The following is a 23543-nucleotide window of genomic DNA, read 5'->3' on the forward strand; positions in this document are numbered from 1 at the left end:
CGCGCACCGCACCTGCCGGCATCGGCAGGTGCGGAGAGGGGCGTTCACCAACTCATCCCGGAACTTGTAGGAGTGGCGGCCAACGCAAGTCGCGCTGCCGCCGATCCTTTGACGCTTACGTTCATGTCGGCGGTCGGGCGCTCGGCGAGGGTGGGCACCGAGCGAATGCGCCTGACGGTCCCCGCTCCGGCTCAGTTCTCTGGCTGGACGGCGGTGAGCACGATTGGATGCTTCAGGCTGGCAGCAATGTGCAGAAGGTGTTCCCGCTCGCGTTGCGCGTCGGTGTCGCTCGCCAGCTGACCGCCCGTGTTGTGTCCGGCCCGCAAGGGCTGCGGAGCATCGGCGGGGTGCTTGACCGCAGCGAGTAGGCTTGCTGCCTCCTCGGCGGCCCGAAGAAGGTCGCCGGAAAGTTGGTGCCGCGCTGCATGCGCGCGCACGATTTGTGCCGGGCCGGCAGGCGCGTACGGCAGGAGGGCGCGCTGCGCGTCGGTGATCTCGATGATGCGACGGGCGAGGAGGAAGCCTGCGCTGCCGACGGCGAGGCGCCCGGACAGCGGACTCGAGGAAGCCAGCGCGCGATGGGGAACATGCCGTGGCACGGTCGCCTCCCACAGCGGAGCCAGTCGCCGATAGTCCCGGCGGTCGGCAAGCCACTGGGAGACGACGGGGTAGTAGAACCCGTAGACGATGAGGCAGGCACCGGCCGCTGAGGCCATCGGGCCGACGATATTGCTGAGAGCGTCCAGGCTGTGCGAGCCCAGCGCGACAGCAGTGATGGCGAGAAGCTTGCAGATCCCGTACGTGCTGCACGTCAGCAGGCCGGTCATCACCCAGCGCAGCCCCCGCTGCAGCACTGCATGCTCGGAACTCAGTTCGGACAGATGGACTCGGCAGATCCGATAGACGAAGAGGCAGGCGTAGAGCCAGCCGACCTGGTAGACGATCAGGAACACCAGCAGCACAGGGTGAGCGGCCTGGTCCACGTCGAAGGTCAGCGGCGTCGGCTCTCCTTGCGGGTCGCCCCACACGAACAGGAGAGTGAGGACGGCGACGAGCACGCCGGCGATGACGAGTTGCCTACCGGCGGGCCGTGTTACGGCTCGGGCCGGGGAGGACGACGCGGAAGCCCACATCAATGCCATGGTCTGAGCAGTGCCGCCGTAGAGAAGGACGCTGCTGTAGACCAGCAGCGTGGCCAGGTTGTTCATGCCGCTGATGTCGCCGATCCACCGGTAGACGACCGGTGCCCCGAACAGGAAGGCTGTACCGCCGAAGAACAGGCTGGCGGTTGAGACGAGTGCCGGCGGCGAGGTGCGGCTTCGCAGCCGTGCGGCGCGGATCCCGAAGATCAGGTAGGCAGAGATGCTGACGGTGAGATAGACGATGTTGTAAGGCACCTCAGACACCGGTTCGCCCCGCCTCCAGTGATGCCGTGAGAGCCTCGTTGCCCGACTGGGACAGATCGAGACACTGGAGCAGCACGGTGCCGATGATCTCGGCCTCGAGTTCTGCGTCCTCGTCGTACCTGTCCCTGCCCAGCACCAGGCGCACCACGTCCGCACTGATGGTGCCGAAGAGGGCTTCCGCTGTCTCGTCGTCCAGCGCCCCGTGCGCCTCCGGCGTATGTCCCCGGAACAGGTGGATCAGTTCGTGACACACGACCTGGTACTGCAACAGGGCGCTGGCGTGGGCATCCACGTGGATATAGTCGGCGACCTCGCCCTGCGCGCAGTACCCCGATACGCGGATCGGAAGCGGCTCCACGATCAGTTTCACCGGCCGGCCCCGTCGAGCGGACACGGCATCGATGGCCTCCTGCAGCGTCGGAGAGGCGGACAGTGCCAGGTCCTTGCGGATGCGACGGGCCCACTTCCGCCGCATCCGCCACACCGACCAGGCCAAGGGGGCGGGCATGCGTTCACCTTCGGGTAGGAGCCAGCGGTACAGCAGAGGCCGCACCTCGTCGGCTGCTCGATGCTTCATGACGGGTCTCTCCGAGAAGCCTCGTACTCGTCCACAAGCCGGCCCACGACATGGCGGAGACGCTTGTCGGCCATCGCGCGCAGCAGACGCAGATTGGCGAGTGCTTGGACGACGGACGGATCGTCGTCAGGACCGACGAGGAAGTCCTTGGAATGACCGAAACACGCGGCCACGGCCGCGAGCGGCGGAGCGCTGAAATAGCTGATCTCCACCGCGAACACCTCGGCGACCTGCTGGGCCAGAACGATGGACGGGTTGTTCCTCCCTGATCGCAGATTGCCTACATGCTGTTTCGACGTTCCTCCGAGGGCGGCAGCGACCTCGCTCTGGGTCATCAACCTGCCCGTGGCCGGGGAGACCCGCGTGCGAAAGAGGTGATCCAGGCGCTGGGCGAACAGGAGGTTGGCGTCGACATGGGGGTCCACCTCATCGGGTGCGAGGGACCCCACGCGCAGCGCCTCCACGTAGTCGGCGTTGACACCGCAGCGGTCCGCCACCTCCTGACTCGTCCATGAGCGCCCGAGGGCACGAGGGCGAATCACTTCGAACAGCAGGTTCAGCCGCTCTGCCACCCTGACCGGGAGGGTGGGCGCGCGAGGCCCGTCTGTCATGCTCGCAAGCTCTCCTAACGGACGCCGACTCCGCCCGCGCCCGATGCTCACGCATAACGCCCCACTGGTCAAGGAAAGTTGACGTCCACGTGTCCCCGGGAGGCGACTTTTCGCCGCCGCGCACGGATCCGGCCCGGGCGTTGGGTTCGCGCCAGAGATGGGGCCATGCGGTAAAGAATTGTTGACAGCTTGCGAAAGGCTGCTCAGGATCATCAATTCCGAGCGCAAAGCCGCGTAATCGCGTGGTGGGACGCCGGCTGAACCCCGCAGGGGCATCCCGAGCGGGGGTGAGGGGGAGCAGCGTGCCGACTCTCGAACACCTGATCAACGATCGTCGCGAGCTGCAACTCAAGGTCGCGGCCGGAGGCAGGACGGAACTCGCATACATCGAGGTGTGCGGGCTGGTCGTGCTGGAGGACCAAGATCCGGCGAAGCGCAGTCGTCATCAGTCGCATCCCCCGGGAACCCTGTTCCTCATTGATCTCGGCGGCAGTGACGTCGGCGGGACGGCAAGTGCCGTTGGGCGCCTCGTCATCACTCTGGCCGAACGCCGTGCGTCAGGCCTCGTCGTCGCTGTACCGGAGCACGGCCCCCCGCCGGCCTTCCCGGCGGCCACACTCGCGGCCGCCGCACGTCTGCGGACTCCGCTACTGACCACCACTGCCAGGCCGTCGGACTGGGAGCACGTGAACGACTACCTCGCACGAAGCCGTGTCGAGTACGCCGAGCGACAACTCGAGCGGCTTGCCGGCCTCATGCGCCGCCTTCCCATGCGATGGGCGGACCCGACAGCTTTGGTCGGGATCACCAAGTGGCTTGCAGCCTCACTCGACGCACATGTCGTAGTCAGCGAACCGCAGCGTGGTGTGCTGGCTTCGGCGCCAAGGGGGGCTCAACCTGGTGACTCCACGCCCCATCCTACGAATCTGACGGGGTCACCAGTCGGCCTTCACCGACGCAAGGTTTCCCTGGTTCCCACCCGGGAGGGCGAGGCGGTACTCGAAGTGGCGTCTGCACGTCCCTTTGACGCAGCCGATTCTCGGCTCATTCAACACGCCGCCCACCTGCTGGGGTTGGTGGACCAGGCGCAGCGGGAATTCGGCACTGTGCATCATTCGGTGCACGAGGCCAAGGCGATCATCTATCAGTTACTGACCCACGGTGAACCGGACAAAGCCAGGAACCTCCTGAAGACCATTGCGCCGGCCCTTGCCGCTGCGAAGGAAGCACGCGTGTTTGTGATCGATTGCGGTTCTCAGGAGCAGCGTGAGGAGACCTTGCGCCACAGAGCTCTTGCGGCCACGGGCCGCTCACTCGTCGTCCCCTGCCCGGACGAGGCGCGTCACATCGTCATTGTGGAATCATCGCTGAGCGTTGATGGGGGCGATGAGGATCTCTTACGGCAGCTTCAGCGACTAGTCGCCCGCGCTGACTCGCACCGCCTGGGCGGCAGCCGCCGGCGCCCCCTCGCTGCCCTCCGGGCAGCTCATGAGGAGGCCCGGACAGCACTCCAGTCCGGTGAGCAAACGCACCGATGCGCAGATCTGACTCTGGGCGGTTCGAGCGTCGTGGACCTCATGGATCCGATCCCCGCCCATGCCTGGGCACGCCACCTCCTGGCGCCCCTGCGTGCCCTACCCCCAGGCCAAAGAAGCGAGATGGAACGGACCCTTTCCGTGGCGCTGAGCCACCCGAGGACCATGGCAGCGCGGCTGCTCGACGTACATCGCAATACGGTGGCCTACCGACTTCATCGGGCAGCGGAACTCCTGCGCATGGACTTCGACCGCATCGAACAGCGGGTGCTCGTCGGACTCGCACTCGAGCTTGCGGCGCAACCGCCCGCGAATCAGGGCGCTACGTACGAGCAGACGTCGGCTGCGGTGACGTTGGAGGATCTGCTCCGAGGCCCTCGCATCCGGGCCTGGGCCGAAGAGCTTCTGCAGCCCCTTCGTTCCGACCGGCGTGGCCTGGAGACCACGTTGATGGCGTGGCTGGATCAGCAGGGGCACGTCGACAGGACGGCTCGAGAGCTGGGCATGGCCGACGTCACCGTCCGCAGTCACTTGAAGACGGTGGCGCAGGCCACCGCAAGGGACCTGGGCAGCACGAGCGGCCTGAGAGACCTTTTCATTGCTGTGTGCGTGCGGACGAACAGCCCTCTCCACTCACCGTCCCGCCATCCCGGCCCAGTGACGTGATTCGGACTGGCAGGGGTTCCGCCTCACTGGGAGCCGTGGAAGGCATCGTCGGACCGATGCGAGGTCGGCCGCTCCATCAGTTTGTTCCGCAGGAAGGTGCGCTTGGAATAGTAGGTGAGCTCCGTGGCCAGGCCCCGTGCGTTGAGATAGGTCTCGAGCCATGGCTGATGCGTTCCATCCCTGCGAGCACCTCGTCCTGGTCGTGCTCCAGGAGAGTGCGTGAGCGCCGGTACTCCAGCTCGCACTGCGACAGCACCACGTCCGGTGCATCCAGTAGTGAGCAGCGGTCGAGGAAGATGCCGTAGATATGGCCCGTGGTCATGGACTCGCACTACACGTCGTATCTGACGCGCCGGAAGGGCGGCATGGCCGTCACCTGAAGTCCGAGCGGGTTGCGCAGGTGACCCTCGAAGCCGGTCGGCGGCACGTCAAGTTCGGGGTAGAGCCTCTGGCGGCGGGCGAAGGCGTCCTCGGCGTACCACTTCCGCTTCAGCGACGCCACCGCCCGGTCCTCTTTGCTGCCGAGCCGAGGGACACCGACGGGCCGGTACCGGCCTATCAGAGCGGCAGTTACCTGCCCCCCGGCCCGTATGCCGGCGGCAGCAGTGGCGGACGAGAGTAGTTCCATGGCGCGGTTCTACCACGATCCAGGAACGGCGGTTCCCGTTCCGCAGGACGGCGATCGAGATGGGGAGGGCGCCGCGTGCGGCGCCCTCAAGTGACTCAGGGCAACTTCACTGGACGGAGCATCGTCGCGAAAACGGGAGAGTCGGGGAATGGCTGTTGCAGCCCGATCGACCGGTAGCCCCAGGCCTCGTAGCGAGCTTGCACGGCGCCGTTGCCGTTGGCGGGATTGACCAGCAGGGTCACGCGTTCCTCGGTGCGGTGGTGGAGCCATGCCTTGTGGAGCTGCCAGGCGACGGAGCGGCCGCGCCACGGCTTACGCACGACTATCTCGTTGAGGGCTACGGTTCTCTGGCCGGTCTCGTGGGTGGTCTTCGCCGGCAGCGGCTCAGTCATCGAGTCCCACCACTTGCTGTCGGCCGCCAGCGTGGTCCCGAAGCAGAAGCCGACCGGCTCGCCGTCCTCGTGGCCCAAGACCGCTGTCCAGCCGGGCCGTGACGCGTAGGCGGACAGGCGTTCGTTGAAGCGGTCGCGGTCGTAGAACGGGCCGGTCAAGCCGAAGTCGCGGTGCCGGACCTCGATATGGATGTCGAGTATCGTCTCGCGGATCTCCTCCAGGGCGGCAGCCGTGTAGTGGCTCACCTCGATGGTCACGCAGGTCCTCCTCGGGGGTAGCGGTCAGCCCACTGGGCGGCGAACGGGGTTCCGGCCGCCTTCGTGGTGAGTTCTTGGCCGAAGCGCCCGAACAGAGATTGCGTTCTCCCCGGAAGGTCGTCGGGAGCGTCGGCAAGAGCCTTCAGAGCTGTGGCGCATGCCGCGTCCGCGGCTCCCTGCCGCAGCTGTGTGGTGGCCAGGAGCGCCGAGTAGTAGACGCGGTTGCGGTGGAAGTGGGGCCGCAGTCCCGCCATGGCTCGGTGCAGATGAGCTTCGGATTCCTCGTTTCTGCCGAGTCTCATCATCACGATGCCGCTCAGGCCTTCGAACTCGGCTTCATCGTAGAAGTCGACGTAGGCCGGCCGCGGCTGGCTCTTGTCGGCGCGGCTGTAGGCGGTCTCCGCTTGCCCGAGGGCACGGATGGCGGCCGTGTGCTCTCCGACGCCTGCTTGCACTGCGGCCAGGCGTGCCGTGGCCAGCGAGCGGAAGAGCGGGTCCAGGCGGCAGACGTGCGTTTCGCGGCTCATCTGGGCTGCTGCGACCGCGTCGGGGAGCTGGCGCTGTTGGAGATGGAACAGCGCCGCGTGGCCCCACATCCGCATCTCCATGCCTGCGTCACCCGAGAGGCGTGCGAGGCGCAGGCCGCGGTCCAGGTGCCGTCCGGCGCGGGAGGTCTCCAGCCGATCGAGGGCTGCCCACAGGGCAGTGCCGGTGAAGGCGGCGGCGAGGAAGTACAAGCGCCGCCGGACGCGTTCGCTGGCCTGGCCGATGGCCATGAGGTCCAGGGCGTGTTGGGCGTGGGCGACTGCTCGTGTCTCCAGGTCCACGGATAGGCCGGCGGCGTTGTCCGCAGTCACGAGGTGAGCGAAGTTCTCTTCCAACCGGTGCGCGTCCGTCATCCCTACACGGGTGGCACCGTTGGCTGAGGATGTGGGCAGGAACGCGGCGGCCGTGAGGGAAGCGGTCGCCGTGGTGAAGGTGCGTCGGCGCACGTCGTCATCCTCCGATGGTGCAGGGGTACGGCGAGACGGGGCTATGAACCCCAGTTCCTCGGCGCTTACCCCGAATTCTTCTTCGAGGACGATCCGTTGTCTCTTCTGCGGCCAGCGGGTTTTTCCGGTTAGCCAGTGTCGGATGTGTCGATCGGACAAGGCTCCGGGCCTCCCGGTCAGGTCCTCAATCCGCTGGTTCAGCCGGTCGGCTAACTCGCCCTGTGTCAGGCCAGCGCGCTCCATTGCAGCTGCGAGGTACACGTTGGCCGTCACGGCACCACGGTAGCCCTCAGCCGGTGGGGCCCGGTGCTCGCGAAGGCAAAAATTTCCGGTTCGGCGCCGAAGGAGCGCGTCGCTTTTTCCTGTGCACGCGGCGTAGCCGGTCGTTGACTGTTCGAGGCGAGCGGCTTCTACTCTCGCCGCCCGCCGCCCTTCAGCAACACCGGCTGCTGGGTCGGAACTGCGCTGCCCAAGAGGAAGTGATGACGACGACTGCCTTACGGCCAGCCAGCGAAGCCGGCCCCCGCGAACGCGACACGATGACGGCAACCTTCCAGATTGCCCGTCGCGATCGAGGGGAGGAACTGCCCCCCGAAGATGCCCGCCGCGTCGCCGCCATGCGCCGCCTGACCACGGCCCGCCTGGACTACTGCCGCCTCCCCCACATGACCGACTCGGTAACGCTGATCGTCTCGGAGCTCGTCACCAACGCCATCCAGCACAGCGGCGGCGTCCAAGTCACCCTGGCGATGCGGCTCCAGGACGGATACCTGTACATAGCGGTGAGCAGCGACGCGCCGGGAAAGCCCGTCGTGCAGAACGCCGACGACGATGCGGAGCACGGCCGCGGCCTCAAGCTCGTGGAGTGGTGCACCGTCACCTACAGCGGCACCTGGGGAACCAGCGACGCCGGTGCGACCGTCTGGTGCCTGCTGCCGGTCGGGGGCGCATCGCAGTGACCGCCCAAGCTCCCCCCAGCCACTGGCCGCATCCGGTCGCCTCCTGGACTCCGCCCCTAGAGTGGAGCGCCCTGGAAACGATGCTCGCAAGATTCCGCACGTGGACGCCGTTCGACGGCGACGCCCTCCTGGACGACGTCGCCGACGCGCTCGACACAGTCCTGCCGCCCGAGGCGGAGGTGGAACAGCTCTCGTCACGCCTGCGCGCCCACCTGACGCACCTCACGAGCGTCGCCGCCACAGCGAGGGCTGAGGAACGCGACAAGCGGGCCGCGCAGCTTGTCGCAAGGGCCCGCCAGACGCGCGAGGAAGACGTTCTCGGCGACTACCAGCAGGCGGCCGGCCACCTCCGGCGCATGGGCTGGGCCGTCAACGAACTACTGGATCTGTTGGTCGCGACCGGATGCGTGAAGGCGCCCGAGTCGCTGAAGGAGGAAAAGTGACCCGCCAGTTCTACTCGAACGGTGTCCGGGTGCCGTTCATCGCACCGTGGTCGTCGGAGAAGCCCCTCCCCGGCACCATCGTGCGACGGCATGGAGCGGGTGGGGAAGGCATCGGCTACGCGGACGAGTTTCCCCGCGCGGACCGCCGGGACAGCTCCCTGTGGGTCAGGGTGCCCGCTACCCGCGGCGTCGGTAGGCCGCTGCTTGCCGGAGTGCATGCTCTGCGCCAGCGCCAAGCCATCGCCCACATGCTTTGCCAAATCTGCGGCGAGTCCACCTTCGGCCGGCCCGACGGGCGCCACCTGTTCCTGGTCCGCTCCGTGTGGGGGAACTCTCTTGGCGAGGGCGATAAGACCTACAGCCCGCCGGTGCACGAAGCCTGCGCGGCGGAGGCCGTCCGGGACTGCCCGCACCTCCGCCAGGGTTACACCGCCTCGCTGGTGGAGTTCTCTCCCTCCTGGGGCGTAGCCGGCATCGTGTACGACCACCGCACACTTCAGCCGCTCCCTGGGGAGCTGGGCGATCTCACGTTCATCTCGTACAGCGACCCCCGACTGCGTTGGACGCTCGCGGCCCGCTCGCTCATCTCGCTGCACGGCTGCACGACCGTCGACCTCGAAGAACTCGCGGCCAAAGCCGCGTCCTAGACAGTCGTCCGGCGGCCCGAAGGCCCCGCCCCGGACCGCCGGACGGCGCACGACCGCGCGGGGCTTCGCACTTCCCCTGAGCGGGGCCCCGCGCTCCCCCACGCACTCAGTTCGGGTGATCCCATCCCACATCACCGTTCTCGAGGGTTCCTACGCCCTTGCCCAGGACGCCTCGGACACCGAGGGCAGCAGATCCGCAGGGGCATCAACGACCAGCGCGTCCGCGCCAGAGGCATGACGGTTGCCTCTTACATCACCAAGGACGGCGAGAACGCGCTGCAGCTCAACGGGCTGTACGGCAAGATCAAAGAGCCCGATTCGGTACGCGTCGAGGTCCTCACTTCACTGGAGGAAGCGTCGAAGGGCGACACCTTCTACTTTCCGCCGAACGACTTCCACCCGGCCGGACAGGACGTGACCGTGCGCTGCGCGATCCGGGACATGGCCGAGAACAAGCCGGTCACCCAGGCCGCTTGTGCGTGGGCGGACCCGAACACCACCGCCGTTGCACTGTTCACCAGCACCGCGCTCGACGCGCAGAAACCTGAACAAGTCGCCCTCGCCCCTACGCCGACCTCACCGCCCGCCTGCGAGAAGACATACGACAACCTCTCAGCTGAGTCGCGCATGCTAGGAGCGTGGGTCAGTAACGAGCAGGCGGCTCGGCTTCCTGTGGCCGGCGGATCGGTCGCGGCGGCCCTCTCGGGGCCTGTTGGGGCTCCGGTGGGGTCTGCCCGCTGGGTGTTCGGTCGGCAGGGCTCGCGACGTGGCCGGGGAGGCCCGGCTGGTCAGTCGGCCAGGGCGGCGATCCCTGCTGTCCCGGCGTGACGGAAGATCTTGCGGTGGTTGTGGCAGGCGGCGAGCAGGTGCCACTCTCCTCGGGCGCCTTCCTCACCGCGCAGGAGGAGTTGGCGGCCGTTCTGGCAGGTCATGATCTGTCCGAAGACGGGTTCGACGATGGCTTTCCGGCGGGCGTAGGCGGCCTTGCCGGGCTTGGTCCGCAGCTTGCGGGCCATGCGCTCCTTCAGGGTCGCGTCCTTGGGGATACGTCCGCGTGGCGTGGGCGGGACCTGTTCGTCGTGTCCGAGTCGGCCGGTAGCCATTAACGTGTCGGTGCTGCAGGCGAGTTGGCGATCTTGCGCGGCCTCAAGGTTCGTCTCGGAGCAGTAGCCGGCGTCGACGAGGGCCTGCTTGGGATGGGTTGCGGTGTTGGCGGCGGACTGGTCGAGCATCGTGGTGTAGTTCAGCGCGTCGGAGGCATTGGTTTCACGTCGGCGGCAGTGATGACCTGGTGGGCCTCGTCCACGACGGCCTGAGCGTTGTAGGCCTGGATGTAGGCGCCGTCGCTGTTCTTCATGATCCGCGAGTCGGGGTCGGTGAAGTTGGCCTGGGCCTTGGGCTTTGGCCGGGCCTTGGCGGCGGCGGCCTCGCCGGCGGCGGTGACGGCCTGCTCGTCGCTGCTGCCCGCACGTGTCTGGCGGCGTCGCTCCTTGTCCTCGGCGTGGCGGCGGGCCTCGTCGGTGGCCTCGGCGTCGGCGAGCAGGGCGGCGGCCTTCGCCTCCAGCGCGGCGATCTCGGCCTCGATGTGCTCTTCCTTGTCGATGAGGCGGCCGTAGCTCATCGCCTTGTGCTTGGAGGCGTTCGCTTCGAGTTTGGTGCCGTCCAGGGCTACGCGGCCCATCTTGACCATGCCCAGCTTCTGCGCGAGGTGCAGGGACTGGGTGAACAGGTCTGCGAGAGCTTCCAGGTGGCGGCGGCGGAACCGGGCGATCGAGCGGAAGTCCGGTGCCTGGTCGGCGGCCAGGAACCGGAACGCGACGTCGTCGGCGCACTTGCGCTGGATCGCCCGGGAGGAGCGGACGCCGGTGGTGTAGCCGTAGATCAGCAGACGTACCATCAGTCTGGGGTCGTAGGGCGGGTAGCCCCGCTTCTCGGTGTGGTCGGCCAGGACCGGTCCCAGGTCGAGTACCTCGTCGACCAGGTCCGCGACGAACCGGGCCAGGTGTCCCTCGGGCAACCAGTCGTCCAGAGACGGCGGCAGCAGCAGGGCCTGATGCGGGTCGAACGCCCTGAACCGCTTGTCCGCTGCCGCCGTACGCGTCTGCGGCCGACTCTTCTCGATCGGCTCGACCTCGAACAGGCCCTCCCCATCACGCATCCCGTGATCATCTCGTATGAATGGCCACGGGATGCAGGCGAGGGCCGCCGGTTGCCTGCTCAGACGGTCGTCGACTGGAGCTGGTGCGGCATGTTCCAGCCCTCGGCGAGTCTCGACGGGTGAACGTTGCGTCCCCCGCCGAAGAACTCGCAGAACTTCATGATCAGAGGATCCCAGCCGAGCGGGTCCACATAGTGCGTCCCCGGGATGACCAGGTCTTCCTCGACATGAGCGCGAAGGACCTCGACCTCGAAGGCAGTAGCATGCGGTTCGGGACCGCCGAAGGGATGGGCCGAGACGACCCGGCATTCCAGCTGGACCGGACATTCCGCAACCCTGGGGGCCCGGACCAGATCCGATGCCTGCTCGGTCAGCCGTGCGACCGAGAACTTGTCCGGCTCGTGCCGGTAGCCCTGCTTTGCCTTGTAGTCCGGCATGGCCAACTTTCCGGTGGTGAGCGCGATCCGGTCGACTGCATCGACCATCGCCGACGAGGGCAGGTTGAGCACGCACTCGCCCTCACGCAGTAGGTTCGCGGTGGTTTGGGCGTTGTTGCCGAGACCGAGCATGCAGGACTGGTCCAGCCACCACGCCGAGGACATCGGCGCGAGGTTCGCCGTGCCGTCCTCGTTGAGTGAGCTGACCAGCACCACCGGAGTTCCGAAGTACAGGACCTTGAGCCCGGGGACGACGTGCATGCGCTGTGCCTTTCGCGGAGTGCCAGACGGACAGGTCCGCGATCAGGAACACGAACCGTCGCTGACTCTCTCGTGAGTGAGACGCGGACGCTGGCGGAGATACGACATCGCGTTCCGGACGAGTGGAGCGATCATCCAATGACAGTGATAGGCCCGGCGTTGATTACTGGGACACGCTCCTAGCCGCTGAAACCGGCCCCAACCGCTGCGACTGCGCCCCGGCCTCGTACTGCAACGTGGGCACCGGAGCGGCTACCAGCTGGCGGTCGCCGGACCTCGATCTCTCACCGCCGAGGCACCGCGGGCCACGGAAGTCGGCCGGGCTAGGCTGGCGCCCAATTGGTTCGAGGCATTGACGCTGCAGCTCGCTAGGGCTTGGGTGATCGGACGATCCGAGAAGGTCGCGGTGGACCACGTCGAACGTCTCCGACCAACTGCCGTCCTGTTCATGGTGCGGTGGCGACGGCGTGTTCAGCGTCGTTATGCCGCAGAACGAGGCTGCAGGCCGGCCGATCCGCCTTCAGTCAGTCATGCCTCACCCAGAATCCGGCCACTCTCGCGGTGGCCTGCGTCAGGGCGTTGGATGGTCGGCCTGCTCGTCAGGGGAGCGGAAGAGTTCGGTGACGTCAATGTGGAGTGCCTCGGCGAGGGCAAAGACCTTATCCAAGGAAACGTTGCGCTTGCCGCCCTCGACTCCTACGTAGAACACGCGGTTCAGGCCCGCTGCCTCGGCGAGTTGGGCCTGAGAGAGGCCGGCAGCCGTGCGCAAGGTCCGCAGGCGGCGACCGAATGTCTGGCGCCGTGCCAGGACGGCGGCGTGGCCCGGGTCGACGTGCATGTGCGGCATGACCGCACTGTATCCAACCCCAGAGATGTTGCCTATAGGCGACATGCTGGGTAGCTTATAGGAGACATCCGGGATGCCATGCTCGGGGAGTCGCGCAGTGAACGCGACACGCAGTAGCCGGTGGCACATGGCCCGACCGAACAATTCCTGTCAGCGCGGGTGTGCCGGACGAAGCGGGTCGTACGGTGAAGAAGGAGGGGGCGGTGGGCATGCGTGGCGGGGATGAATCGGCGCTCAAGCGGGCCCGGTTAGCGAGGAACATGACACTGGAGGAGGCTGCGGAGGCGCTCAACGCCATCACCGGGGGAGCTGCCGACGCGAGCGTGCTCAGCGCGTGGGAGTCCGGTCGGCGCCGGACCGGGATGCGTAACCGTGCCGGCCTGTGCCGGCTCTACCGGGAGCGCGGTGAGATTCTGTTCGCCCACCAAGACGGCGGCGCGGCCCGTCTGGTGGAGACCGCCTCGGGCGAGGCTATCGTCAAGGTGCTGACCCACTGGACCGACCTAATCGGCGCCATGGTCGATGTCGTCGGCGGCGCACGCGAGCAGCTCGTCGTCACCGGCTCCCGCAGCCGCGAGAGGCCCTACCTTGCGGCCATCGAGACTGCAATGGCCCAGCATCCCGATCTGATCCACTACCGGGTCCTCTACGGGCCGCCCCGCCACCAGGCCCTCACCGAGCACCTGCTGCGCCTGCTGGAGCTGCGCGATCCGTCCGAGCGCCGCAACGGAGTCAAGACGCTGCACATCGGAATGGTCGACTCGGCATCCGCGCCCGAACGGTTCTTCGTCGCCTCCGAGGCCGCCGCCGTAGTGCCGCTGCCCTCCTTCCACGGGGCCGACGGGTTCGACTGCGGAGCCCTGCTTAGCAGAGAAGCCGCGATCGGACTGGTCCACCACGGCCGCGAAGCGTGCGCCTCCGCCCGCCCGGTCGAGACGATCAACGCTGTGCGCGCCCTGCCGCCCAACCGACCACGAGAGGGAGAAGCGTGAGCCACAACCTTCACCAGGCGCACGAGCGCACCGGATCCGTCGTCAGGCTTGCCCAAGAGCTGATCAGGCGCCCGAGCAGAGGCGGGATCGACGCCTACGGTCCGGTCCTTGCCGTGCTGGAGGACTGGCTCACCGCTCATGCCCTTCCGCACCGGCGTCTGCACGACGAGGCAGGGGAACTGGTGGGCCTGCTGGTGGAGATCCCCGGCGGCCGGCCCGGGAAGTGGTGGGCCCTGGACGCTTGCCTGGACACCGCACCCTACGGTGACGAAGACGCATGGTCGTTCCCGCCGGCATCAGGCGACGTGCGCGACCACTGGCTCCTCGGCCGCGGCGCGGCCGACTCCAAGCTGGCCGCCGCCATGTTCTGTCACATCGCCGCCGACCTCATGCCCACAGCCCACACCTTGCGCGGCGGACTCGCCGTGCTCCTCGACGTCGACGAACACACCGGCGGCTTCGGCGGCGCCCGGGCCTACCTCACCGACATCGACGCCAACCGCCCGGCAGGAGTCATGATCGGCTACCCCGGACGTGACGAGGTCGTCGTCGGCGGCCGAGGCCTGTGGCGCGCCACCCTCACCGTCCACGCACCCTCCGGCCACTCCGGATCCAGCCGCACCGTCACCAGCGCCGTCAGCCGCGCAGCGCACCTCGTGCGCCTCCTCGATGCCGCCGAACTCCCCGGCCCCGACCCGGCCACCACGTTCCCGCTACCGCCCAAGCTGTCGGTCACTTCCTTCCATGGCGGCGAGGGATTCTCCGTCACACCCGACCGCTGCGACCTCAACGTGGACGTACGCACAGTGCCGTCGTTCGACGCGCACGACGCCGAAACCCTGGTTCGCAAGGCGGTCGCCGAACTCGACGCCCACCTCCTCGCCCCGGCACCGACCGAGGTGACACCGGTCGCCGTGTGGCCGCCGTTCTGCCTGGCCGAGGACGAGCAACCTGCCGCCGCCCTCCTTGATGCGGCCCGGGCCGTCGGCCTGACGCCCCGGGCCAAGGTGGCTGGCCCGTCGAACATCGGCAACCTGCTTGCCTGCGAAGGCATCGCGGCAACCGCTGGCTTCGGCGTGCGCTACGAAGGGCTGCACGGCATCGACGAGCGCGCCTGCCTCAGCGACCTCCCTGCCGTCTACGCCGCCTACCGGCACGCCGTACTGGATCTGCTCCAGCAGGACTGACCGCCCGTACTCCGAGCTGAGGGACGCATTACAGCCAGTCCACGCCGAGCAAGTCTCGTCCGGCAACCAGCGCCGCAACGAAGGGGAGCGGACGATCAACCGGCCATGGATTTTCGGTGCGGTCACGACGCCCTGCGACAAGGGGGCCACGTCTTTCACGCGACGGTCACCGAAGCCTCGTCCGGCTCTGGTTGCGCACCTGAGTTCACTCGCCCCTACTCAGCATGCGTTCCGCGTCGTCGAGGGCCGAGCGGAGGGGACGTTGGGCCGTCTAGGAACATCCTAGATTCCTCCCAGTCCCTCACCCAGGAAGTCGCCAACTCCGTCTCTGGGAACGGGCCTTCGAATCCGGTGAAGTAGGGACAGCACCACCTCCCCGACCGATACGGATGGCAGGGAGGCCGTTACGGCCGAGCCGGCCGGACCTGAAGGTGGCCGCCAGCCACCTTCACGGGCCGGGCGTGCGACGCCGTCGCTGACGGCAGCCGCTTCCCTATGGGAATCGCGGTTGTCGAGTTCGGAAGGCTGTTATGCATCACCAGCACGGTTGCGGCTGCGCCCCTGCGGCCGAAACCGACACCGAATCCGGCTCGTACGTGACACCGGCAGTGAACGACCTGGGTCCCGTCACCAAGGTCACCTTGGGCACTGCGGGCTTCGACCGCGCGGACGACACCGAGTACTTCGTCTGAGGAGCCGCCGAGCCCGGCGCCTTCGTTCAGACGACATCCCACCCCTTCTCCATGAGAGGCAGAACAGCATGCAGAACACCGTCAACACCACCGCTCCGGACGAGCAGCTGCCGACCGCGCCGGAGCCGTACGTCACGCCGGGCGTGAGCGACTTCGGTTCGGTCACGGAGGTCACCCTCGGTCACGCAGGTGCCAACAACGCGGACGACACCCAGTACTACAGCAACTGGTAATCGGCGTTGGCCGCGGGCACGGCTCCTGTCCAGGGGGTCGTGCCCACGGCCCGTTCTGGCACTTCCAACAGACAAGGAGGATCGATGCGCCACGTGATCGGAGCGTCTTCGTCGACCGACCCGACCCCTTCCACGGCCGGACAGTCGCGCGGTGTGTGGCCGCGCGGCGCCGTGCCGGTCCCGTTCGACGGACCGCCCCTGTGGGCGGCGGGATACCGGCCGGGCGAGATCGCCCACAGTCCGGCACTGGGCGGGAGCGCCGAAGTGGTCACTGCCGGCACCTGTCTGGCCGCCGCATCAGAGTTGCGTGAGGCGCGGGACGCGGCAGAGCGCGGCAGGTGGGCGCACGCGGCGCGGCTTCCCGGCTCCTACGTTGCCGTCGTGCGCACCCACCACACCGTGTATGTCGTCGGCGATCGGGCTGGAGTCCAGGTCGTGTACTGGCTTGCCGATGGCGACACCGTGTGGTGGTCCACCTCGCAACTCGCCCTCGCCGCCTACCTCGACGCCCAGCCGGACCTGGTCCCGCTGCTTGCCTCCTTGAGCCTGACGGGCGTCGACCCGCTCCACGAGGCAAGCTTCTTTCCCGGCGTTCACCGCGTCCCACCTGGCCGCGCGCTCGTTCTGGAACCCGGCCGCGCCCCGCGCACCGAACCCATCCCCACCGCCGCCAAGACGCCGACAGCGACGCTTACCGAGGCCGCGGAACTCCTCGCCCCGGCCCTCACCACAGCTGTGGAGCGCCGCTGCACCAGCGCCCCCGGGGCGGTGTCAGCCGACCTGTCCGGCGGCATCGATAGCAGCTGCCTCACCAGCCTCGCCGCCTTCCGCCACCCGCTCCTAGCCGTCACCTACACCGACGCCCAGATGGCCGACCAGGACGACCTCCGCTACGCCCGCGCAATCGCCGCCGCTCACCCCTCGATCGACCACCTCGAGATCAACGGCAGCAGGGAACACGTCCGGCACTTCGACGGCCTCGCAGACCCGGCGGCCCTACCGCTCACCGACAGCCCGTCCCTCAGCCTCGGACTGCTGGCCATCAAACAGGCCCAGCTCGCCCCTGCCCGCGCCTACGACTCCCGGCTGCACCTCACCGGCCGCGGCGGCGACAACGTCCTCGACTCCATCCCCCTCACTGCCGTCGACCGCGCGTGCGCAGGTGACACCGTGCGGGCGGCCCGGCAGCTCGCCGCGTTTGCCCGCGCCCGCCGCGCGCCGCTCCACGCGTGCCTCGCCCAAGCTGCGGCCGCCGCCCGTACCCCGCAGACCCGAGCACTCGAACGGCTCGCAGCCCACCTACGCCGCCCCGGCCCGCAGACGGGCGGCCCGGCATTTGTCCAACCGGCGCAACTGCTCGCCTGGTGCGGCCCGCTGCCCGCTGCCGCCTGGCTCACACAGGCCGGCCGCCACCTGATGGCCGACCTCGCCGGCGCCCGCGCCGCATCGGCCGACCCGCACGCCCTCCCCGGTGCGACGCACGAGCAGCTCGCACTGGAGCGGATGGCCGAAGAGCACGCCACCTACGACCAGATCACCCGCCACCTGTGGCAGCTGCCCATGCACGCCCCCTACCTCGACCCCGCGGTGGTCGACGCCTGCTGGACCGCTCCCGGCTGGCGGCGCTGGGCGCCGGGCGATTTCAAGCCCCTCGCCCGCGCCGCGCTCACCGGCGCCGTGCCCGACCACCTCCTCGGCCGCCGCACCAAGACCGCAATGACCGCCAGCCTCCACCTCGGCGTACGAGCCAACTACGCCACCCTTCACGCCACCATCTCCGGCTCGCGGGTCGCCGCCGCCGGACTCATCGACACCGCCCCCGCCCTCGCGGCCCTCGCCGCGGCCGCCCGCGGAGAGATGGCACCGCTCGGATCCCTGCACTACCTCATCGCCGCCGAACTGTGGCTCACCACCCTCACGACCAGCCGCGAGCACTGGTGGCAGAACACCACCCCGGCCCCGGCGGCACACACATGAGGCAGACCACCGGACTGCATTACGCCGTCACCGCGCACGGCACGGCACTGCTCGACACCCGCCACGGCCGAGGCAGATGGCGCTTCCTCGACCCGATCAGCACCGACCTGTGGCAGCGCATCGCCGCCGGCACCCCGGCCGCCAACGCGATCGACGCCCTTACCCGGCACTGGACCGCCCGCGGGGCCGCCGCCGACACCGTGCGAGCCGACATGACCCGCGTCGCAGAAGACCTCGCCGACAGCGGCCTGCTGACCCCCGTCCCCTCTCCCACTCCCGAGACCCGTCCCGCGCGCGTCCGCATCGCACACGATGCACTGTCGACCCTCCCTGACCGGCTCGCCGCCCACACAGGCCTCGCACTCGCTCTGACCCTGCTGCGATGCCTACCCCTGCGCTACGCCCTCGTCCTTGCCCGCGAAGCTCGCCGTCTGCCCGGACGACCCGCCTCCCTGACCCGAGCAGAAGCCCTGCACACGGCCATTCGGCAGGCCGCCCGCGGCTGGCCCGGGCGCGCCGCCTGCCTGGAGGAATCGCTCGCCACCCTCCTCGCCGGGGCCCTGACTGGGCAGCGGATGCACTTCGTCCTCGGCGCGACGTTCCTGCCCCACGGCGCGCACGCCTGGATCGAAGCCGACGGCCACATCATCGGCCAGGCCCTCGAAGATGAAGCCTGGCCCTACGAGACCGTCCTCAAGGTCTAACGCTCGAACGGAAATTCGCCACCCCTCGCCACCGCAACCACCCATACGGGTGACCCGTTGCATCGGACGTGACCGACACACTGCACTCCAAGCTCACATCCGGAGCCACCCGACCCGTGCGCATGATCATGCGCCGCCGCACCGCCCGCACTCAGGCAGACTCCGTCGTCCTGCCGCAGTACACCGTCAGCGCCGAACGCCACGAGGACGCCCTCACCGACCCGCCCTGGGCCATGGCCCGCCGCCTGCCCGCCCTGACCACCCTCGTCCTACGGCTCGCCTGGCAGGCGGACCGCCGCGCCGTCTTCTGGATGGCCGCCCTCCAGCTCGCCTGGGGCCTCCTCACCGCCACCGGCCTCTATGCGACACGCGGCGCCTTCCACCACCTCTTCGCCACGGGACAGATCTCCGACCGCCTCAACGCCGCCCTACCAGCACTCGCCGTCATCACCGCGTCTGCCGTGGCCCGCTCCGCAGCCACCGCGAAAACCCTCACCATCACCACGCGCCTCGGACCCAAGGTCGACGGCCGCGCCGAACTCCAGTACCTCGAGGCAGCAACCCGTGCGCCGCTCGCCGCCTACGACGATCCCGCCTGGTGCGACCACAGCGAGGCCGCCAACCGCGCCTCGAAAGACGCCCACCTCATGATCGACTCCATCGCCGCCGTCGCCGCCGCCACCATCGGCATCCTCGCCGCGACCGGCGTACTCGCCGCCCTCCACCCCGCCCTTGTCCCCCTGCTGCTCCTGGCCGTCGTACCCCGTGGCATTGCCGCGATCCATGCCGCCCGCGCGGCCCACCGCGCCGAACGCCACAGCCTCGCCGACCGGCGACTGCGCCACACCCTCATGTACTACGCCTCCGGCCGCCCGAGCGCCCTCGACATCCGCGCCAACACGATGCGTACCTGGCTCCTGACCGAGTTCGCCGACGTCACCCGCCGACTGGAGACCCACGCCGCCCGCATCGGCCGCAGCACCGCCCGCTACCAGCTGCTCGGCGACGCCCTCTCCGGCACCGGCATGCTCCTTGTCTACGCCGCCCTCCTCAGCCTCGTCGCAACCGGCCAAGTTCCCCTGGCCTCTGCCGGCGCCGCACTCATCGCCGTCCTCACCGGCCGCAACCTCCTGACCGGCCTCGTCACCGGCTTGCACACCACCTACAAGGTCGGCCTCTACCTCGACGACTGGAACACCTTCACCATGACCAGCCGTCGAACCAGTGCGAAGATCACGCCGTCCTCACCGGCCGCCGTACCCGCGCACCCCACCACCATCCGCGCCGAGAATCTGAGCTTCCACTACCCGGGCTCGAGCGAACCCGTCCTCAAGGACATCAATCTCACGCTGCACCGCGGCCAGGTCCTCGCGATCGTCGGCCACAACGGCGCCGGGAAGTCCACCCTCGCAAAACTCCTCGCCGGCCTCTACCAACCCACCAGCGGCACCGTCTCCTGGGAAGACACCGACCTCGCCACCGTCGACCCTGAAACCGTGTGGCAGCACCTCGCCGTGCTGCCCCAGGACATTTCCCGCTGGCAGACCACCGCCCGCCACAACATCACCCTCGGCCAAGGCCCCGGCGACACCGCCACCATCGGCGCCGCAATCCGGGCGGCAGGAGCCGACACGGTCATCGACGAGCTCCCAGAGGGACTCGACACCTACCTCTCCCCCTCCCAATGGGGAGGACGCGACCTCTCACCCGGCCAGTGGCAACGCCTTGCCGCAGCCCGCGCCTTCTACCGCACCAACGCCGGCATCCTCATCTGCGACGAACCCACCAGCGCTCTCGACCCCCGCGCCGAAGAGGCCATGTACGAACGCATCCGCACCCTCAGCCAAGGCCGAACCGTCGTCCTCATCACCCACCGCCTCGGCTCCACCCGTAAAGCCGACCACATCATCGTCCTGGGCAAAGGACGCATTCTTGAAGAAGGCACCCACGAGACCCTGCTCGGCGCCGAAGGCTCCGAGTACGCAGCCATGTGGCACCTTCAAGCCAGCAACTACGACCGCACCTGAAACAACCTGAGGGGGTCTGCCGCACGATCGGGTGACATCTGAACTGGATTGCCCTGTGGGGCGGGTGGGACGGATGTCGCTGTGCCCAAGCCTTATCCGGAGGAGTTCCGCCAGGACGTCGTGCGGGTCGCGAGGAACCGCGGGCCGGGTGTGACGGTCGAGTAGGTGGCCACCGACTTCGGAGTCCATCCCATGACGTTGTGGAAGTGGATGCGTCGCGCGGACGTGTCTGGGCGACCCTCGAAGAACCCGGATCGCGATCGTGACCCGGATCGAGCGGACCTACCACCGACGCCGCAGGCAAGCCTCACTCGGCCGGCTGACCCCCATCCAATTCGAGGCCGTCATGACCACGCCAGTCCTCCAGGGCCGCCTAACCGCACCTGTCACCCGAACCTGCCTCAGACACCCATCCCGACCGTGCACTTGTGAGGCTGTTCGTGCACGCCGTTGTGCATCCGCGAAGTGTCACCACCGTGGAGTTCTTCCTAGGCTGAGGGGCCTGCGGCTGCGGGAGAGACACGTGTGTCCTGACGTGTGCGGTACACCATGATCTGACGGGACGACGGCGCTCAGTACAGCGGGCAAGTGAGCAGAGTCCAAAAGGGAGTTCTGACCATCTCTCGCACGCACCGAATACTCATCGGGGTCGTCGTCGCGGGCGCGTTGATCATCGCCGCGATCGGCTTCGCCGGGTCGTACGCCGCCGTGCGCGAGCTCGCGGAGCAGAAGGGCTTCGGCGACTTCTCCCTGGTCTTCCCCATCGGCATCGACGCCGGCATCTGTGTGCTGCTGGCGCTCGACCTGCTGCTGACGTGGATGCGGATACCTTTCCCGCTGCTGCGCCAGACGGCCTGGCTGCTGACCTTCGCGACGATCGCGTTCAACGGCGCGGCCGCGTGGCCGGATCCGCTCGGTGTCGGCATGCACGCCGTCATCCCGATCCTGTTCGTCGTGGCCGTCGAGGCGGCCAGGCACGCGGTGGGCCGGATCGCGGACATCACGGCCGACAAGCACATGGAGGGCGTGCGGCTGACCCGCTGGCTGCTCTCGCCCGTCCCGACGTTCAAGCTGTGGCGGCGGATGAAGCTGTGGGAGCTGCGCAGCTATGAGCAGGTGATCAAGCTCGAGCAGGACCGGCTGATCTACCAGGCCCGTCTTCAGGCGCGTTTCGGCCGGGCGTGGCGGCGCAAGGCCCCGATCGAGGCGCTGATGCCGCTGCGGCTGGCGAAGTTCGGCGTGCCGCTGGCGCAGACCGCCCCGGCGGGCATGGCGGCCGCGGGCATCGAGCCGGTGCTGCTGCCGCCTGCGCCGGTGGCGCAGGCCGCGGCGCAGCCGGAGCTGCCGGTGGGCGGCGAGACGGAGCCGCCGCGTGAGCCGGAGCGAGCGGTCGCCTCCCGGCGTGACGAGCCGGCTTCCGAAGTTCCCGGCGAGGAGGCGTACGAGGGTCCGGGCTCCCACGAGAGCCCGTGGTTCGCGGCCCCGCAGGTTCCGCAGGACGCGTACGAGCGCGCGTACAACCCGACGTACGTGGAAGGCCTGGAGCCCCACCCGGTGCCGGTGCCCGCGGGCCCCGGCCGCACCCGCCCCCTTGAGCCCGCGTCCGAGGCACAGCAGGACGAGCCTTCCGCAGAAGACGAACTTACGAAGGCCTCAGGAAGCCGCGAGCCCGAGCCCTCGGTCTCCTCGGTTCCTCCGCCGAACGACCATGACAAGGGGAGCGCTCCAGAGGCAGAGCCCCTGCCGGTCGATCATCCGCTGGACGAGGACTCCTCAGCGGATCCAGAGCCGGTGCCACTGCCCGAGCCGCGGCAGGGCAACCCCGAAGAGCACAAGGACCTGACCGTCGTCGACCGCTACTACCTGGCGTGGGACGAGTTCCGCCAACAGCAGGGGAGGGAGCCGAAAGACAGTGAACTTTCGGAGTTCCTCGCTCGCCGGAGCATCACCAACCGAAGCGGTGGCCGGATCAGCCCCAGCACACTGCGACGGTACTTCCTCGAGTTCCGAATCTACGGACAATGGGCCCGCCGCTGCGCTCAGGACGGCACCCCTCCCACAGCCGCAGCCGTGGCCCAGGACCTGGCCAAGCGAGGAATCACCGGGCAGTACAGCCAGCCCATAGCCGAAGACACAGTCAAGAAGTTGGTGCCGGACTTCGAGCGCCGCTACACGGCATTCAACGGCACACCGGCATACAACTCCGCCTGACTCGCGTACCGAACCACAGCCCTGCAGAGTCCGGCGCCTGCGCAGTTGCAGCTCACGAGGGATGCGACCAAGCCGATGACCATCGCCGCGATACGCCTTGAGCCCGACGGCTCCACCGAGACGCTGACCCTGCCGGCGAGGAGCGACGATCAGCGCAAGGCGCTGAGATCCATCCTCAATGGAACCGTGGACGCCAGCGTCTACCACCGCCGTGCCCTCCTGCACGTTCATGGCGGCGGCTACAGCGCGGAGCATCTTCCGTTCAACCCAGCGGCCTGGGCCCTGGCGTGCACGTGGCGAGGCATGGACATCGGCTACGGCCTCTACGGCACGGCCGTCGTCACCGGCCCTGGAGATGGCTTACTCGCCCCTCTCGAACCTGAGCTCCAGACCGGGGTGCGCAGCGTCGCGGCGGCCGTGAAGGAAGTGCTCATCGAGTGGCGAACCCGCCCACCGGCGGGGGAGTGGGCAGCACGCGCCGAACTCCTCGCCGCGGCCAGGTACACACTGAGCACGTAGCCCCCGGCTGGGCAGGCTTGCCAGCGAACGCCTCCACACGGAAGGGCGCCCCAGCTGCGCAGCCTGTGCGTAGGGCACGCCCTCAGCTCGTCCTCCGGCCGCTGCGGCACGTCCATCGTCGTCCTTCCTGCGATGCGCACACTGCGCATCCCAGGTCAGGGGCATGGCCGGGTCCGAAAGGATG

General features: G+C 68.5%; 22 protein-coding genes and 1 pseudogene. 14 read left to right on the forward strand and 9 right to left on the reverse strand.

The features are described from left to right. Positions 1-191 precede the first annotated feature (191 nt). From MDN94_RS37090 to MDN94_RS37100, 3 genes are read right to left on the reverse strand one after another with little or no spacing between them, the layout of a single operon-like run. Positions 192-1397, reverse strand: a complete 1206-nt coding sequence (locus MDN94_RS37090) for an MAB_1171c family putative transporter (RefSeq protein ID WP_482730155.1) — start codon at positions 1395-1397, stop codon at positions 192-194. A gap of 1 nt (position 1398) precedes the next feature. Continuing rightward, entirely contained in the window at positions 1399-1983 is a 585-nt protein-coding gene (locus MDN94_RS37095; protein ID WP_482730156.1) for a signal recognition particle subunit SRP19/SEC65 family protein, read from the reverse strand. Further along, positions 1980-2594, reverse strand: coding sequence for a helix-turn-helix transcriptional regulator (locus tag MDN94_RS37100; RefSeq protein ID WP_482730157.1), 615 nt, complete (start codon positions 2592-2594; stop codon positions 1980-1982). Before MDN94_RS37100 ends, MDN94_RS37095 begins: the two co-directional genes overlap by 4 nt. Before the next feature lie 302 nt (positions 2595-2896). Between MDN94_RS37100 and MDN94_RS37105 the strand changes: the two genes are divergently transcribed. Then, positions 2897-4795 carry a helix-turn-helix domain-containing protein gene (locus MDN94_RS37105; protein ID WP_482730158.1) on the forward strand — a complete coding sequence of 633 codons (1899 nt, stop codon included), beginning with the start codon at positions 2897-2899 and terminating at the stop codon, positions 4793-4795. Between the two features lie 331 nt (positions 4796-5126). Here MDN94_RS37105 and MDN94_RS37110 read toward each other — a convergent pair whose 3' ends face one another. From MDN94_RS37110 to MDN94_RS37120, 3 genes are all read right to left on the reverse strand, one after another. Continuing rightward, positions 5127-5423, reverse strand: a complete 297-nt coding sequence (locus MDN94_RS37110) for a hypothetical protein (RefSeq protein ID WP_482730159.1) — start codon at positions 5421-5423, stop codon at positions 5127-5129. Between the two features lie 95 nt (positions 5424-5518). Then, on the reverse strand, positions 5519-6073 hold the full coding sequence (locus MDN94_RS37115) for an N-acetyltransferase (RefSeq protein WP_482730160.1): 555 nt from the start codon (positions 6071-6073) through the stop codon (positions 5519-5521). Beyond that, positions 6070-7338: a helix-turn-helix domain-containing protein gene (locus MDN94_RS37120; RefSeq protein WP_482730161.1), complete on the reverse strand. Its 1269-nt coding sequence runs from the start codon at positions 7336-7338 to the stop codon at positions 6070-6072. Before MDN94_RS37120 ends, MDN94_RS37115 begins: the two co-directional genes overlap by 4 nt. A gap of 266 nt (positions 7339-7604) precedes the next feature. Between MDN94_RS37120 and MDN94_RS37125 the strand changes: the two genes are divergently transcribed. From MDN94_RS37125 to MDN94_RS37140, 4 genes are all read left to right on the forward strand, one after another. After that, entirely contained in the window at positions 7605-8024 is a 420-nt protein-coding gene (locus MDN94_RS37125) for an ATP-binding protein (RefSeq protein WP_482730162.1), read from the forward strand. A gap of 80 nt (positions 8025-8104) precedes the next feature. Further along, entirely contained in the window at positions 8105-8467 is a 363-nt protein-coding gene (locus MDN94_RS37130) for a DUF6415 family natural product biosynthesis protein (RefSeq protein WP_482730163.1), read from the forward strand. After that, positions 8464-9114 (forward strand): hypothetical protein, encoded by a 651-nt coding sequence (locus MDN94_RS37135; RefSeq protein ID WP_482730164.1) that lies wholly within the window; start codon positions 8464-8466, stop codon positions 9112-9114. The genes MDN94_RS37130 and MDN94_RS37135 overlap by 4 nt, the downstream gene beginning before the upstream one ends. Before the next feature lie 234 nt (positions 9115-9348). After that, positions 9349-9942 carry a hypothetical protein gene (locus tag MDN94_RS37140; protein ID WP_482730165.1) on the forward strand — a complete coding sequence of 198 codons (594 nt, stop codon included), beginning with the start codon at positions 9349-9351 and terminating at the stop codon, positions 9940-9942. Here MDN94_RS37140 and MDN94_RS37145 read toward each other — a convergent pair. From MDN94_RS37145 to MDN94_RS37155, 3 genes and pseudogenes are all read right to left on the reverse strand, one after another. Next, positions 9903-11236, reverse strand: a pseudogene (locus tag MDN94_RS37145) (IS1182 family transposase). The gene MDN94_RS37140 and the pseudogene MDN94_RS37145 sit on opposite strands and share 40 nt — an antisense overlap. Positions 11237-11331: 95 nt before the next feature. Then, positions 11332-11970: a flavin reductase family protein gene (locus tag MDN94_RS37150; RefSeq protein WP_266459919.1), complete on the reverse strand. Its 639-nt coding sequence runs from the start codon at positions 11968-11970 to the stop codon at positions 11332-11334. 571 nt (positions 11971-12541) lie between these two features. After that, a complete protein-coding gene (locus MDN94_RS37155; protein ID WP_482730166.1) occupies positions 12542-12817 on the reverse strand; it encodes a helix-turn-helix domain-containing protein in 276 nt (91 codons plus the stop codon). Between the two features lie 260 nt (positions 12818-13077). Here MDN94_RS37155 and MDN94_RS37160 point away from each other — a divergent pair, with 260 nt between their 5' ends. The 9 genes from MDN94_RS37160 (at position 13078) to MDN94_RS37200 (ending at position 23359) form a co-directional block, all read left to right on the forward strand. Beyond that, positions 13078-13809: an XRE family transcriptional regulator gene (locus MDN94_RS37160; protein WP_482730167.1), complete on the forward strand. Its 732-nt coding sequence runs from the start codon at positions 13078-13080 to the stop codon at positions 13807-13809. After that, a complete protein-coding gene (locus MDN94_RS37165) occupies positions 13806-14996 on the forward strand; it encodes a M20 family metallopeptidase (RefSeq protein WP_482730168.1) in 1191 nt (396 codons plus the stop codon). Before MDN94_RS37160 ends, MDN94_RS37165 begins: the two co-directional genes overlap by 4 nt. A 530-nt stretch (positions 14997-15526) precedes the next feature. Continuing rightward, positions 15527-15688, forward strand: a complete 162-nt coding sequence (locus MDN94_RS37170; RefSeq protein ID WP_467233726.1) for a hypothetical protein — start codon at positions 15527-15529, stop codon at positions 15686-15688. A 68-nt stretch (positions 15689-15756) separates the two neighbouring features. Next, entirely contained in the window at positions 15757-15921 is a 165-nt protein-coding gene (locus tag MDN94_RS37175; protein WP_482730169.1) for a hypothetical protein, read from the forward strand. Between the two features lie 84 nt (positions 15922-16005). After that, the gene (locus MDN94_RS37180; RefSeq protein WP_482730170.1) at positions 16006-17898 is read left to right on the forward strand and encodes an asparagine synthase-related protein; all 1893 of its coding nucleotides are present in this window, start codon (positions 16006-16008) and stop codon (positions 17896-17898) included. Then, a complete protein-coding gene (locus MDN94_RS37185; protein ID WP_482730171.1) occupies positions 17895-18602 on the forward strand; it encodes a lasso peptide biosynthesis B2 protein in 708 nt (235 codons plus the stop codon). The genes MDN94_RS37180 and MDN94_RS37185 overlap by 4 nt, the downstream gene beginning before the upstream one ends. A 68-nt stretch (positions 18603-18670) precedes the next feature. Beyond that, positions 18671-20629, forward strand: coding sequence for an ABC transporter ATP-binding protein (locus MDN94_RS37190; RefSeq protein ID WP_482730172.1), 1959 nt, complete (start codon positions 18671-18673; stop codon positions 20627-20629). A 612-nt stretch (positions 20630-21241) separates the two neighbouring features. Beyond that, complete coding sequence (locus MDN94_RS37195) at positions 21242-22840, forward strand: DUF2637 domain-containing protein (protein ID WP_482730236.1); 1599 nt, start codon at positions 21242-21244, stop codon at positions 22838-22840. A gap of 75 nt (positions 22841-22915) precedes the next feature. Beyond that, positions 22916-23359, forward strand: coding sequence for a hypothetical protein (locus MDN94_RS37200; protein WP_482730173.1), 444 nt, complete (start codon positions 22916-22918; stop codon positions 23357-23359). Positions 23360-23543: the final 184 nt, after the last annotated feature.

The sequence above is a fragment of the Streptomyces sp. WAC00040 genome (assembly GCF_056835925.1).